At 62.6% G+C, this 14,900-nt stretch carries 9 protein-coding genes; 2 read left to right on the plus strand and 7 right to left on the minus strand.

The window, feature by feature from the left end; genetic code table 11:
* Positions 1 to 240 precede the first annotated feature (240 nt).
* Positions 241 to 4,098 carry a PAS domain S-box protein gene (locus tag LB555_RS29310; protein WP_263489110.1) on the plus strand — a complete coding sequence of 1,286 codons (3,858 nt, stop codon included), beginning with the start codon at positions 241 to 243 and terminating at the stop codon, positions 4,096 to 4,098.
* A 246-nt stretch (positions 4,099 to 4,344) separates the two neighbouring features.
* On the opposite strand, the gene LB555_RS14830 is transcribed toward LB555_RS29310, so the two are convergent.
* A complete protein-coding gene (locus LB555_RS14830) occupies positions 4,345 to 6,303 on the minus strand; it encodes an acetoacetate--CoA ligase (protein ID WP_224683151.1) in 1,959 nt (652 codons plus the stop codon).
* 204 nt (positions 6,304 to 6,507) lie between these two features.
* On the opposite strand from LB555_RS14830, the gene LB555_RS14835 reads away from it, so the two are divergent.
* Positions 6,508 to 8,361, plus strand: a complete 1,854-nt coding sequence (locus LB555_RS14835; protein WP_140614648.1) for an AsmA-like C-terminal region-containing protein — start codon at positions 6,508 to 6,510, stop codon at positions 8,359 to 8,361.
* 25 nt (positions 8,362 to 8,386) lie between these two features.
* Here the strand turns inward: LB555_RS14835 and LB555_RS14840 are convergent, their stop codons facing one another.
* The 6 genes from LB555_RS14840 to LB555_RS14865 form a co-directional block, all read right to left on the minus strand.
* Positions 8,387 to 9,205: an ABC transporter permease gene (locus LB555_RS14840; protein WP_015316315.1), complete on the minus strand. Its 819-nt coding sequence runs from the start codon at positions 9,203 to 9,205 to the stop codon at positions 8,387 to 8,389.
* Positions 9,202 to 10,170, minus strand: a complete 969-nt coding sequence (locus tag LB555_RS14845; protein ID WP_224683152.1) for an ABC transporter permease subunit — start codon at positions 10,168 to 10,170, stop codon at positions 9,202 to 9,204. The genes LB555_RS14840 and LB555_RS14845 overlap by 4 nt, the downstream gene beginning before the upstream one ends.
* 9 nt (positions 10,171 to 10,179) lie before the next feature.
* Entirely contained in the window at positions 10,180 to 11,322 is a 1,143-nt protein-coding gene (locus tag LB555_RS14850) for an ABC transporter ATP-binding protein (RefSeq protein WP_015316313.1), read from the minus strand.
* Positions 11,323 to 11,399: 77 nt separating this feature from the next.
* Positions 11,400 to 12,497 carry a polyamine ABC transporter substrate-binding protein gene (locus LB555_RS14855; RefSeq protein WP_023772832.1) on the minus strand — a complete coding sequence of 366 codons (1,098 nt, stop codon included), beginning with the start codon at positions 12,495 to 12,497 and terminating at the stop codon, positions 11,400 to 11,402.
* A 328-nt stretch (positions 12,498 to 12,825) separates the two neighbouring features.
* On the minus strand, positions 12,826 to 13,779 hold the full coding sequence (locus tag LB555_RS14860) for a DMT family transporter (RefSeq protein WP_140715805.1): 954 nt from the start codon (positions 13,777 to 13,779) through the stop codon (positions 12,826 to 12,828).
* A 176-nt stretch (positions 13,780 to 13,955) separates the two neighbouring features.
* Positions 13,956 to 14,855, minus strand: coding sequence for a DUF2167 domain-containing protein (locus LB555_RS14865; protein WP_224683153.1), 900 nt, complete (start codon positions 14,853 to 14,855; stop codon positions 13,956 to 13,958).
* Positions 14,856 to 14,900: the final 45 nt, after the last annotated feature.

Consider the following 14,900-nt stretch of genomic DNA (forward strand, 5'->3'; position numbering starts at 1 on the left):
TTTTCAGCGGCAGCGGCTTTGACAGAAAGCCGTCTCGTTCATGTATGATGGCAATATAAAGGCAAATCTTGTGCATTGCAATATCTTTGTTGCAGTGCACAAAAAAAATGTTTTCGGCCGTTAACCAAACGGCCAAAATTCAGCCTTTGCACGTTCTGGCTTGTGGACCTTCGTGGCTGCGGCTTTTATTAACAAAGCGTTAACTGCAAATTCGCCGCTCCGTGAGGGTTCGCCAAGCGCATGCCGTCCGAATATTCCTTCCTCGACGTCGCCGTGCTTGACGCGGTCCGCCAGCGGTTTGCCGCCGGCGACGCAATCGCGATCCTGTCGGTGGACCTCGAGCAGGTGATCTGGGCCAACGGGCCGGGCGCCGCCATGTTCGGCTATCGCGACATCGAAGCGATCATTGGGGCCTCGGCGCGGCTGCCGCTGGTCGCACGCCGCCAGATCATGGCGACCAGCGGTTTTCCCAAGATCGGCGTCGATCGATCGATCACCGTGCGCCTGGCGACCGGCATGACCAGTCGCGCCGTCGGCTTTCTTGCCAGTGCCGTGACGCTGCCCGACGGCGAGAATGCCATCATGCTGGCGGTGCCGGCCGCGCAGACCGGCTCGCGCAGTGCCGCCGAGATCGCCGGCCGGGCAATCAGCGGCTTTACCGAAGACGGCCATTTCATCGCCTTCATCGATGCCAAGGGCAATGTCGAGGCCGCCTCGGATGGATTTTCGGCGCTTGGCATCCAGCCCGCGACACTGGCGGCCCTGGTGGCAGACGTCGCGGCCGAGGGCGAGCGCATCGTCAAGCGCCTCGTTCCGGGCGGCAGGACCTCCTACCCCGCCGGCCTCGCCCGGCTGACGCCGGAGCGGCATCTGCTGGTGGTGATCGACGAGGACCAACTCGAGGACAGCGCGGCTCCGGCAGACGGTTCGCCCGCGACCACGGAAAGCCCTGCCGAGGAGGTTGGCGTTCGGCTGGTGGGAACCGCCGCGACAGAGGCGGGCGAGCGGTTGCCCGCCGCTGCCACGGCCGAGCGCGAACACGTCCCTTCCGGGCCCATGGCTGGCGATATGCCGGAGCCGACAGCGCAGGAAATCAAGGAGCCGGCCGGGCCGACACCCGTTGCCGCCGACAATGATCAGCCGGCGGCCGGCACGCCGGGGCAGCACGATCATTGGTATTTCAATGCCGGAGAAGACGACGCGCCAGCCGCGCCGGAACCGAAACGCGTGGCAGAGGCGGTCGGCACCGAAGCTGCGGCGCACAGCGTAAAGCAAGACGAGGCCACCTCGCCCGTAGCCCCGACCGCGACCATGGCCACCCGGACGATAGACCGCTCGGCCGCACCGCTGCGTTTTGTCTGGCGGACCGACGCCGAGGGCAAGTTCAGCGCCCTATCGCCGGAATTCGCCGATATCGTCGGCCATCCGGCCGCCGACGTGATCGGCCGGCGCTTCCGGGATGTGGCGGCGGCTTTCGGCCTTGATGCATCCGGCGAGATCGCCGGCCTGCTGGAGCGGCGCGACACCTGGTCCGGCCGCTCGGTGCTGTGGCCGGTCGTCGGTACCGACCTGAAGATCCCTGTCGACCTGGCGGCATTGCCTGTCTATGGCCGCGGCCGCGCCTTCGAAGGCTTCCGCGGCTTCGGCGTCGCGCGAAGCGGGGATGCGGTCGTCGATCCGGAAGCGATCGGCATGGCCCTGGTTCCCAATGGCGGAATGCAGGCGGCACCCAAGCCGGAAGCCGTGGAGACAGTGCCGGAAGATCCAAAGGCCGAAGAACCAAAGGCATTGGATCCGTTCAAGGGCGAAGTGCCGGCACTGACCATCGTCCCGAAACCGGAGCGGCGCTTTGCCGACAAGGTCATCCGGTTGGCCGAACACCGGCAGCCGGCCAACGACAAGGGGCTGTCCTCGCTGGAACGCAGCGCATTCCGTGAGATCGGCGAGCGGCTGAAGAAAGACAGTTCCGCGGCAGAGCCGCCAGCGGCAGCCGAGCCGGCAAGACAGGCGGAACAAGGTGCCGGAACAGGGTCTTTGCCCGGACCGCACGAAGCGGCCAAGCCGGAGACCGATGCGAAGCCGCGGGCGGATACCGCCACCCCGAACGCCGAACCAGCAGATTCGAGCCAGGAACCGGCGAGCGGCCCGGCGCATGAGATGCCGGCGCCCGATGCGGAAGACCAGCCGGATGCGGGCGAATCTCCAAGCGATGCCGAGGATCAGAGGGATCTGGCGCGGCTCGACGGTGCGCAACCGGACCAGGCCGAACAACAGGCGCCGGCCTCCAAATCCCCGCCGACCGAGGCCTCGGGCTCCCTGCTCGACTATGCCGCCGACGACAGCGACAAAGAGGCAGCGACGGCCGAGGATGGCGAGGCACCGGCTGATGACGACAGTATGACGTCAGACGATTTTCGCGACGCCGAGGATGACGAGGATTGGGCCGGCGACGAAGCAACTGCATCCGGCGATCAAGCGATTGCGGCAACCGGCGGCACGCATCATGCCGCCGAGACGCCCATCCAGCCTCCGCGCCTGCACGTACCGCCGCTCAAGACCGAAGGGTTCATGCCGTCGGCTTTTTCCGTCGGCACAGAAAACAAGACGCCCGATACATCGCTGCTCGGCAAGCTGCCGGTGCCGCTGATCATCCATTCGGGCGACCAGTTGCACTATGCCAACGAGGAATTCCTCGACCTGACCAGGTACGCGACGCTGGAGGACCTCGAGCATGCGGGCGGCCTCGGCGCTTTGTTTGCCGATCCCTATGCCGATGACGGCGCTTCCGACGGCAGTGACCGGGCGTTGCGGCTGAAGACCCGCGACGGGCAGGAATTCCCGATCGACGCCATCCTGCGCTCCGTGCCCTGGCGCGACGGCAAGGCCCTGATGCTGGTCGTTCGCCGTTCCGGCGAGGATGATGCGCCTGTGGCCCTGCACGCGATCGGCGAGGAGCCGACGCAGCCCGATATTTCCGAGCTCAAGGCACGCATCGCCGAGATGCGCACCATCATCGACACCGCCACCGACGGGGTCGTGCTGATCGGCAGCGACGGCACCATCCGTTCGATCAGCCGCCCAGCCGAGGCGCTGTTCGGTTTCGACAGCGACGAGGTGACCGGCAAACCGTTCGCATCGCTGTTTGCCATCGAGAGCCAGCGCGCGGCGCGCGATTATCTCACCGGCCTGTCGGAGCCTGGTGTGGCGAGCGTCTTGAATGACGGCCGCGAGGTGATCGGCCGCGAAGCACAGGGACGCTTCATCCCGCTGTTCATGACCATCGGCCGGTTGCCCAATGACAGCGGCTTCTGTGCCGTGGTGCGCGACATCACGCAGTGGAAGCGGGCCGAAGAGGATCTCACCCAGGCGCGTGCGGTGGCCGAACGCGCCTCCTCGCAGAAGACAGATTTCCTCGCCCGCATCAGCCATGAGATCCGCACGCCGCTCAACGCCATCATCGGCTTTTCCGAACTGATGGTCGACGAGAAGTTCGGGCCGGTCGCCAATGACCGCTACCGCGATTATCTGCGCGACATCAACCGCTCGGGCAACCACGTGCTCGATCTGGTCAACGACCTCCTGGATATCTCGAAGATCGAGGCCGGCCAGCAGGAAATGGCTTATGAGGCGGTGTCGCTCAACGATACGCTGGCCGAAACCGTGGCGATGATGCAGCCCCAGGCCAACCGCGAACGCGTCATCATCCGTTCCAGCTTTGCCTCGCGGCTGCCGGAAGTGGTGGCCGACCTGCGCAGCGTGCGCCAGATCGCGCTCAACATCCTGTCCAACGCCGTGCGCTATACTCAGGCTGGCGGCCAGGTGATCGTCTCGACCGCCTACGAGACCTCGGGCGACGTCGTCATGCGGGTCCGTGACACCGGCATCGGCATGAGCCAGGCCGAGATCGAGCAGGCGCTGAAGCCGTTCAAGCAGATCAATGCGCTGAAGCGTGGGCGCGGCGACGGCACCGGCCTTGGCCTGCCGCTGACTAAGGCGATGGTGGAAGCCAACCGCGCCCGCTTCACCATCAATTCGACGCCCGGCGAAGGCACGCTGGTGGAGGTTGCGTTTCCCTCGACCCGGGTGCTCGCGGAATAGCAAGCAAAGAAAAAAGGCGCCCGGTAAGGACGCCTTAGGAAATTGGATTGCTGTCACAACGGGGGCTTGAGCTGAATTCAGATCCTCGGGGCTGAGGAACGGGATTTCTCCCTCAAGTTACGTGCGACTATCGACGCCGGGCCTTAACAAGTCCTTACCGGGGCGCCAAAAAATTTACGAATGTGTACCACTCGTGAAATCTAGGTAAATTCGTGCGACATATTTCGTTAACCATGGCGGTCGTGGTCACTGCGCGAGCTGCGGCAAGTCGCGGAACAGTTCCAGCGCTTCCGGGTTGGCCAGCGCTTCCTTGTTCTTGATGGCGCGGCCGTGGACCACGTCGCGCACCGCAAGCTCGGTGATCTTGCCCGACTTGGTGCGGGGGATGTCGGAGACGGCGACGATCCTGGCCGGAACATGGCGTGGGCTGGCGCCGCTGCGGATCTTGGCCCGGATGCGCTTTTCGAGATCGTCGTCGAGCTTGACGCCGGCGGCAAGCCGCACGAACAGCACGACGCGCACATCATTGTCGAAATCCTGGCCGATGCACAGCGCCTCGAGGATTTCCGGCATCTGCTCGACCTGGTTGTAGATCTCGGCCGTGCCGATGCGCACACCGCCGGGGTTGAGCGTCGCGTCGGAGCGGCCATGGATGACCATGCCGCCATGATCGGTCCATTCGGCGAAATCGCCATGGCACCAGACATTGTCGAAACGCTCGAAATAGGCCGCCTGGTATTTCCTGCCGTCGGGATCGTTCCAGAAGCCGATCGGCATGGACGGGAAAGCCCTGGTGCACACCAGCTCTCCCTTCTCCTGCTGGACCGGCTTGCCGTCATCGTCCCAGACGTCGACGGCGAGGCCGAGGCCCGGCCCCTGGATCTCGCCGGTCCAGACTGGCTGGGTCGGCACGCCGAGCACGAAGCACGAGACGATATCGGTGCCGCCGGACACCGAGGCAAGGTGCACGTCCTTCTTGATGCCATCATAGACGAAGCGGAAATCCTCGGGCGAAAGCGGCGATCCGGTGGAGGATATGGCGCGTATCGTCGACAGATCATGGCTGCGGATCGGCTTGAGGCCGGCCTTGCGCACGGAATCGATGAACTTGGCCGAGGTGCCGAAAAAGGTCATCTTCTCGGCATCGGCGAAATCGAACAGCACATTGCCGTCGGGATAGAACGGAGAACCGTCGTAGAGCAGCAACGTGGCGCCGGAAGCGAGGCCCGAAACCAGCCAGTTCCACATCATCCAGCCGCAGGTGGTGAAATAGAAGAAGCGATCGCCATCGCCGAGGCCGGCATGCAACCGGTGTTCCTTGACATGCTGAATGAGCGTGCCGCCGGCCGAATGGACGATGCATTTGGGAACGCCGGTGGTACCGGACGAAAAGAGGGTGTAGAGCGGATGCGAAAACGGCAGCCGCTCGAAGGTGACGGGCCTGACGGCAAAGGGCGACAGGGCCTCTTCCATCGCCACCGCCTTGTCGATGGTATCAGCCACGTCGGCGGAGGTGCCGAGATAGTCGACGAGCAGGACTTTGCGGACGCCGCCGAGCCTGGCCGCGACCGCCTTGATCTTGTCGGCGACCTCGATCGCCTTGCCATTATACCAATAGCCGTCCGGCGCGATGAAGATGACTGGCTCGATCTGGCCGAACCGATCGAGCACCCCCTGCTCGCCGAAATCGGGAGAACAGGATGACCACACCGCCCCGATGGAGGCCGCCGCCAGCATGGCGGCGACGGCTTCGGGCATGTTGGGCATCATCGCCGCTATACGGTCACCCTTCTTCACCTTGAGCGACAGGAAAAGCTGCTGCAGGCGCGAGACCAGGCCATGCAGTTCATTCCACGACAGCCGCCTCTCGACCTTGTCCTCGCCGCGAAAGACGATGGCCTCGCCAGCGCCGGTCTTTTTCAGAAGGTTTTCGGCGAAATTCAAAGACGCGTCCGGAAAGAAAGAGGCGCCGGGCATCTTCTCGCCGTCGAGCAGCAGTCGTTCACCCTTGTCGCCTTCAAGACCGCAGAAATCCCAGACGAGACCCCAGAACGCCTCCCGGTTCTCGACCGACCAGAGGTGGAGGTCGGCATAGGACGAAAATGGACTACCGGTACTCGCTGCCGCGGCTTTCATGAAAGCGGTCAATGGCGAGGCATCAATCTGGTCTTGCGTCGGGGTCCAGAGCGGTAGTTCGCCAGCCATGATCGATCCTCCCACGGTCGCCATCGCTTATGCATATCGCTGCGCGGCAGAGCAAGATTTTGTTGGGCCGATGCGGTCAGGTGTGCGCAAATGCCATCGCCGGGCCATAAAGACTTGAAATGCGTCGGCCCTAAGTCGTAGTGACGACAGGGGTTATACCCGTCGGACGCTCGTTTTTGTCGGAATGGAAGCATACGGGGCTATATGCCATCATCCTTGATCCGCCGCGGAGTATGGGCGATCGGCGCTGCCGCGATCGTCATCGCTCTGGTGGTCGCGGCCCTGCCGCTGATCGCCTCGACGCGGATCGTGCGTGACCGCATCGCGTGGGAATTGAGCGCCTGGAGTGGCTTTCGGGTTGCCATCGAGGGGTCGCCACGAATCGAGGTCTGGCCGAATTTCCGCGCGATCCTGACCGATGTGACGCTGTCAAAATGGACCGACGGCGATGCGCCGCCGGTCGTCGAAGCCGAACGGGTCGAGGTCGACCTCTCGGCCATGGCGGCATTGCAGGGCGATGTGGTGTTTTCCACGGCACGGCTGGTGCGGCCGACGATCCGGGTCCAGCGCACGGCGGACGGTCTGTTCCTGCCCACGGCGCCGACCGGCGGGCGCATCGCGCGCTCCATCGACGCGGCCCGTGGCCTGGTCAACGCCGACCCCGCCAAGCCCGACCTCGACAAGCTGCCGGCCGACACGTTCGGCACTGTGGAGTTCAGGGACGGCCGCATGGTGGCGTCCGTCAACGGCAAGGATGAAGAGATCCTGAGCAGTCTTAGCGGCCAGGCCAACTGGGCGGCGATGAACAGCAATGCGACACTGTCCGCGACCGGGATCTGGCGTGGCGAAAGCGTGACCGTGGATGCTGCCTCGCCGAGGCCGCTGGTGCTGTTTGCCGGGGGCATGGCGCCGCTGACCCTGTCCTTCAAGGCGGCGCCGGCCACCTTCTCCTTCGACGGCACGGCCAGCATGTCCGAAAACGCCTATTTCGACGGCCAGGTGAAATTCGCGGCACCTTCGCTGCGCCGCGTACTGGAATGGTCGCAGGCGGGCATCGCGCCGAGCGCCGCGATCGGCTCGGTCAGCATTTCGAGCAAGGTCACGGCATCGGCCGGACGCGTCAAGTTCGAGAACACGGCGCTGGCGCTGGACAACAATCCGGGCATGGGTGCGCTGGACGTGTCGCTTGGCGAGGCACAGCCGGTGATCTCGGGCACGCTTGCCTTCGACACGCTCGACCTCAGGTCGTTTCTATCCGCCTTCACGTCGCTGGGACCGGCGAGCAGCGGCGAACCAGGTCAGATCGACACGAGTTTCGCCGACCGGGTCAACCTCGATCTCAGGCTGTCGGCGGCGCATGCGACCGCAGGGAGCATCCAGCTTGCCGATGTCGCGGCCACCGCGCAGGTCAAGGATGGCCTTTCTGTCTTCGACATCTCCGACGCCTCCGCCTTCGGCGGCAACATCCAGACCAGCCTTCGTTTCGACCGCAAGCCCGAGGGCACCCAGGTCGAGATCCGGCTGCTGGCCTCCGATGTCGATGGCGGGGCGTTCGGCACCGCGGCCGGAATGACCCGGCTGGTGCCGGTCGGCACGGGCACCGTCTCGGTCATCCTCAAGGGACCAGGAAGGACCTGGGATTCGGTTTTTGAGAACGCCGACGGCTCTGTCTCGGCGACCTTTGGCCCTGGCGCGCTCAGCAAGTTCAACCTGCCGGCCTTTCTCAAGCATACCGAACAAGGCGGCTTCTTCGCGCTCGACGATGTCTCGGACGGGACGCTGCCCATCGATGGCGCCGAAGTGAAGGCAACCATTTCGCGAGGCGTGGCCAGACTGGACAAGGCCGAGGCCAATTCGGCGAAATACAAGATCTGGCTTTCCGGCATCGCATCCTACGCAGGACGCGGACTGGCGCTGTCGGGCGGTGTCATCCAGCCGGATCAGCCAGCAACGCAGAAGAGCGGCCAGCAGGGGCCCAACCAGTCGTCGTTTTTCGTCGGCGGAACCTGGAGCACGCCGTTCATTTCCCCCATCAGCCGCGGCGTTTCGGGCGAATAAGGCCCGGCCCTCAGTTGAAACGCTTCTAACCGCGTTGCGCGGCCCGCTCGTCAAGCTGCCGCTGCACCTCGCGCCGCTTATTGGCGACGGAAGCGATGATGACGCCAACCGTGACGATCGCGATCAGAAGGGTGCAGGCGGCATTGATCTCCGGCGTCACACCGAGGCGGACCTGGCTGTAGATCTTCATCGGCAGCGTGGTGGCGCCAGGGCCGGAAGCAAAGCTGGCGATGACCAGGTCGTCCAGTGACAGCGTGAAGGCCAGCATCCAACCAGACACGATCGCTGGCAGAATGACTGGCAGGGTGATCTGGAAAAAGGTCTTCACGGGCGGCGCGCCGAGATCCATGGCGGCTTCTTCCAGCGAGCGATCGAAACTGACAAGCCGCGACTGCACGACAACAGCGACAAAGCACATCGTGAAGGTGATATGCGCGAGGATCACGGTCGTCATGCCGCGATCCATGCCGATGGCGACAAACAGCAGGAGCAGCGACAGGCCGGTAATGACGTCAGGCATGACCAATGGTGCGAAGATCATGCCGGAGAACAGGACCCTGCCCCGGAAGCGTGTGTAGCGGGTCAGCGCCAGGGCCCCCATTGTGCCGAGAACGGTCGCCACGGTCGCTGAAATCAGACCGACGCGGATGGTCACCCATGCGGCGTCCATCAGGCCCTGATTGTGGAACAGCGATACGTACCATTTGGTGGAAAAGCCGCCCCAGACGGTGACGAGCTTGGACTCGTTGAAGGAAAAGACGACGAGCAGCACGATCGGCAAATAGAGAAAGGCAAAACCGAGCGTGATCGAGGTGATGTTGAAGCGGCTCCAGGTGGTGTTCATTTGTCCTGCTCCTGCGCGCGGGCCTGGGCATGCTGGAACAACACGATCGGTACGATCAGCAGCAGCAGCAGGATGACGGCAACGGCCGACGACACCGGCCAGTCACGATTGGCGAAAAACTCGTTCCACAGCGTCTTGCCGATCATCAGCGTCTGCGAGCCGCCGAGCAAATCGGGGATGACGAACTCGCCGACGGCCGGGATGAACACCAGCAGGCAGCCGGCTATGACGCCGGGCAGCGACAGCGGAAAAGTGATCTTCCAGAAGGCTGACGTCGGCGGGCAGCCGAGGTCCTTGGCTGCCTCGATCAGCGAATAGTCCATTTTTTCCAGCGACGAATAAAGCGGCAGCACCATGAACGGCAGGTAGGAATAGACGATGCCGATGAAGATGGCCGTGTAGGTGTTGAGGATCACCAGCGGCTGGTTGATGATGTGCAGCGACAACAGCAGCTGGTTGAGCAGGCCCTCGGGCTTGAGGATGCCGATCCAGGCATAGACGCGGATCAGGAACGACGTCCAGAACGGCAGGATGACCAGCATCAGCAATGTCGGGCGGATTGTCGCCGGAGCGCGGGCCATGCCATATGCGATGGGATAGCCAACCAGCAGGGTCAGCACCGTCGAGATGGCAGCGATGACGACGCTGGTGAGATAGGCCTTGAAATAGAGTGCGTCCTGCGTCAGCCAGACATAATTGTCGATGTTGAGGTCTCGAAAGCCGGCGAAGAAACCGGAAACGCCGTCCCTGAAATCGAGCACCGGCGTATAGGGTGGCATGGCGATAGCCGTCTGCGACAACGAGATCTTGAAGACGATGACAAAGGGGACAAGAAAGAAGAACAGCAGCCAGAGATAGGGAACGATGATGACGAGCCGGCTGACGAAGCCGGCACCGAGCCGCGTCAGGAACGGATTGGCGGCGGTCGGTGGCGCGGCGGCATCGGTAACGGCGATGTTGGACATGGCCGTCCCCTACCGTGCCAGCACGACGCCGGCGTCGGGCCGGAAAGACACCCAGGCACGGTCGTTCCAGGTCAGTGGATCCTCGGTCACACGGGCCGCGTTCAAGGCGCTTGCCCGCACGATCTGCCCGTCGTCCAGCCTGACGTGATAGACAGTCATGTCGCCGAGATAGGCGATGTCGTAAACCTCACCTTCCAGCGCGTTGACGGCATCGGCCGGCTTCTTAGACGAGACCCTGATCTTCTCCGGCCTGACGGCGAAGACGATATCCGCATTGGCCTTCGCAGCCGCGCCACCATTCTCGACGACGATCTGAGCCCCGCTTGGACCTGTAATGCGGGTCGTGTTGGCCGCCTGTTCGGCAACCTTGCCCTCGAACATGTTCACGTTGCCGACGAAATGGGCGACGAAGCGCGACGTCGGGGCTTCATAGACTTCCGGCGGCGTCGCCACCTGCATGACTTCGCCCTTGTCCATGATGGCGATGCGATCGGCCATCGTCATCGCCTCTTCCTGATCATGGGTGACGACGACGAAGGTGAGACCAAGCTCCTGCTGCAGATCCATCAGTTCGAACTGGGTTTCCTCGCGCAGTTTCTTGTCGAGCGCGCCGAGCGGCTCGTCGAGCAGCAGCACCTTCGGTCGCTTGGCGACCGAGCGGGCAAGCGCGACGCGCTGGCGCTGGCCGCCGGAAAGCTGGTGCGGCTTGCGCTTGGCGAACTGCTCGAGCTTGACCAGCTTCAGCATGTCGGCGACGCGTTTTTCGATATCCGGCTTCGGCATGCCTTCCTGTTTGAGACCGAAGGCGATGTTCTTCTCGACGGTCATATGCGGGAACAAGGCATAGGACTGGAACATCATGTTGACCGGCCGGCGATAGGGCGGAATGCCGCGCAGATCCTGGCCGTCGAGCAGGATGCGCCCGGCCGTCGGCTCCTCGAAGCCGGCAAGCATCCTGAGCAGCGTCGACTTTCCGCAACCCGATGCGCCAAGCAGAGCGAAGAATTCACGCTCGAAAATGGTCAGCGACAGATTGTTGACGGCGGTAAAGTCACCAAACTTCTTGGTGACATTGTCGAACTGGATATATGGCTTGGCGTTCGGGTCGTTCCATGGCGCGAAGTCCCTGCGGATGCTGCCAAGCGATTTCATATCCCCACTCCGTGCTTTTTTATTCCCCAAAAAGAAATCGACCCCGGCAGTTGGCTGCCGGGGTCGCGCCGGATTGCCTACTGGCCGGTGACGATCTTGGTCCAGCTGCGCGTGACGATGCGCTGGGTCTTGGGATCGTAAGGCTGGGTGGTATAGAGCTTCTGCAAGGTCGCGGCGTCCGGATAGACCGAGGGATCGTCGAGCAGCGCCTTGTCCACGAATTGCTGCGATGCCTTGTTGCCGTTGGCATAAAGGACATAGTTCGACGACTTGGCGATCACTTCCGGCGTCATCATGTAGTTGATGAATTCAAGCGCCTCGGCAACGTGCGGCGCGTCGGCGGGGATCGCCATCTGATCGAACCACATCTGGGCGCCTTCCTTCGGCACGGAATAGCCGATTTCCACGCCTTGCTTGGCCTCGACCGCGCGGTTGCGAGCCTGGAACACGTCACCCGACCAGCCGACCGCCAGGCAGATATCGCCATTGGCAAGTGCGTTGATGTATTCGGACGAGTGGAACTTCCTGATATAGGGACGGACCTTGAGAAGAGCTTCCTCGGCCTTGGCGATGTCGTCGGGCGAGGTGCTGTTGGGGTCCAGACCGAGGTACTTCAGCGCCGCCGGCAGGATGTCGGATGGAGAATCCAGCACATAGACGCCGCAATCCTTCAATTTGGCCAGGCTGTCGGGGTTGAAGAAGGTATCCCAGCTGTCGATCTTGTCGGTGCCGAGCGCCGCCTGCACTTTCTTGGTGTTGTAGCCGATGCCGACCGTGCCCCACATGTAATTGACCGAGTATTCGTTGCCGGGATCGTATTTGGCGGTGCGCTCCGTAACCGTGTCCCACATGTTGGAGAGGTTCGGCAGCTTCGACTTGTCGAGTTTCTGGAACACACCGGCCTGGATCTGGCGGGCCAGAAAATTGCCGCTCGGCACGACGACGTCGTAGCCGCTGCCGCCGGCGAGCAGCTTGGTTTCGAGGATCTCGTTGGAATCGAACGTATCGTAAACGACCTTGATGCCAGTTTTCTTGGTGAAATCATCGATGATTGAACTGTCGATGTAATCCGACCAGTTGAAGACGTTGACGACGCGGTCCGCGGCGTGACCGGCGGGCGTCAAAAGCGCCAGAAATACCGAGGTTGCCGAAAGCCAGAGTGCTTTGCGGATCATGCTATTCTCCTTTGGTGAGTGTTCCATTGCCGGCGCGTCGCGACATGTTCGCGCGGCCGGGCATTTGCTTTAGACTGTTGAGCTTTCCAGAGGTCGACGGCCGCCGTTCGGCACGCCGCCGACGGCCGCCCGCACGGTCGGGGCGGGAAGGAATTGCGATGCCGTCAGAAGCTTTCGCCGCCGTGCGGTCAGAGATACTAGAATGTGGTCCGGTCTCGATCGGGCCGCCGGGGAGACTTGGCAAGATACGCCTGTCTTGTTGTTGCCGTGTTCCCAGCCTGCCCGGGTGGCAGCGACATTGTCAATGGGCAAAGCTTCGGCGCCCGCATCAATTAGGCGAAGGCACCCCGGTGACCCCAGCCCGCTGAGGCCGCGCCTGGCGCTTGAATTCGAGCCCGATATGGACAAGCAGCGCCGTGACCACCACCGCGCCGCCGACGATGGTGCGCCCGGACGGCACCTCGGAATGGATGAGCCAGACCCATATCGGCCCCAGGATCGGCTCGAACGTGCCGAGCAACGCCGCGATAGCCGCCGGGATCAAGCGCGCGCCAGTGGCGAAGAATGCAAGGCCAAGGCCGAGATTGACCACGCCGAAGACGAGGAGAAGGCCCATGTCGCCGGCCGACACCGCGAACGTCGAGGCCTGCGAGGCAGCGAAGCCCGCCGCCAGAATCGTGCCGAGACAGGTCGCCGGCGTCATGCGGACGCTGGAGAAGCGCCGGGTGATGACGGTGGCGATCGAGAACATGAACGCGATCAGCAGCGCCAGTCCATCGCCTATGGGCGAGACGGCGCCGTCAACAGATTCAGACACCATGATGGCGACGCCGGCGATGACGGCGACGATTGCTATCCAGGTCGCGACGGTTACCTTTTCGCGGAACAGCGCCCAGGCAAACAGGGCCGCCAGAAGCGGCACGCCGGCTTGCATCAAAAGAATATTGGCGACGGTGGTATAGGCAAGCGCCACCACGAACGAGGTCGACGCAATGGCGAAGCAGAACCCCACCGCAATGCCTGGCAGGCCCATGTCGCGGAATGATTTCAGCATGCCGCGCCAGCCGTCACGCCAGACCATGAAGCAAAGCAGGAAGACGGCAGCCCACGCGGAGCGCCAGAATATCACGGTCCAGCTGTCGCCGACCGTGATGAACCGGGCGATGGTGCCGCCGAAACTCCACATCAGTGCCGACAGGAACACCAGAAGGAAGCCGATGCGCTCCTCGCGCGGCGGGATGGCCGCGGACGTGGCGATCTGCCTTGATGTGGTGTCGGTCATGGGCGCGACTGTCGAGATTTTGAGGACGGCACGATGCGCAGGAGACGACAAGAACGTACCCTGTTCGCGTACCGCAAAGGCATTGGCGAGGCGTGATCCAGTGCAGTGTTCCGTTTGGCGCACTGCCGGCATCCTACCGGCGCGCCCGACAACAGTCAGCAGCGCTTGGGCGACGCCTACGACGTGCGCTTGTTGCCGCGAATGAAGCGCCAGACTCCGGCCAAGGGAACCAGCAAGATCAAACCGAATTTCTTCAGCGCAATGAGCGCCACGGCCAGAAGGCCCGCCTTCGCCGCCAATTTTCCCGCTATGAGGCCACCAATGCCAACTGCCGCAACTGTATCGGAGCCGGGTATGAAATCAGTGTATTTCTTGCCGGTATTGAAGGCGGCGAGGCCAAGGACTTCGTCCAGGCTTTGCCTTATCTCCGGCAATTGCTCCACCGTAGCGATATAACTCATCACAAAAACGCCCTCCTTACCCAGAAAACGGACGTCGTAGTTGAGCGTGTGGACGGTATCGTCTCCGAATTGCAGTTCCTTTGCCCAGTGCAAACGCTTGTTGACCGAGTCGTAGACTGGCGGCGAGGCCCAGCCGATCAAGGTAATGGGAGGAAAGCCATCCTTTGCCCTTTGATCGTTGCCTGACAATGTGTCCGCCTGCATGGTGCGCAGCAACTCGCCGTAGTCGATGGATGCGGCGTCGCCATCATCGACATAGCCTATCTTCTCCCATCGCAACTCTATGCCCCAATTGCCATCGGCAATGGGATCATATTTGGCCGGAAAGATCATGCCGACCGAATCGGCAGCGGAACTGGCAGGATTGCCCCAGGCTTCTGTCAAAACAGAGGCAGTGTCTTTCTTGTTAAGAAAATAGAACTTATCGCCAAGGGTCAGGTGTACACCTTCGGCAAGATCCACCGTGCCGATCTTCGGCTCGATTTTGTCCAGGAAAGCCTTGCCGTCGTCATTGTACCCTTGGTAAGATTTAAAAAAATTCGAGGATTTTTCCGCCTGAGCGGGCCAGACCGAAAGGGCAAGGCCCAAACCAAGCCAAAGAGCTATCCGGCTCATCAATCCCCCGATCGCTGCACAGATTGTCGTTGATATCTTAACAGC

Origin of the sequence: Mesorhizobium sp. BR-1-1-10 (genome assembly GCF_020165595.1) — a bacterium.
In the GTDB taxonomy this organism is placed as follows: Bacteria; Pseudomonadota; Alphaproteobacteria; order Rhizobiales; family Rhizobiaceae; genus Mesorhizobium; species Mesorhizobium australicum.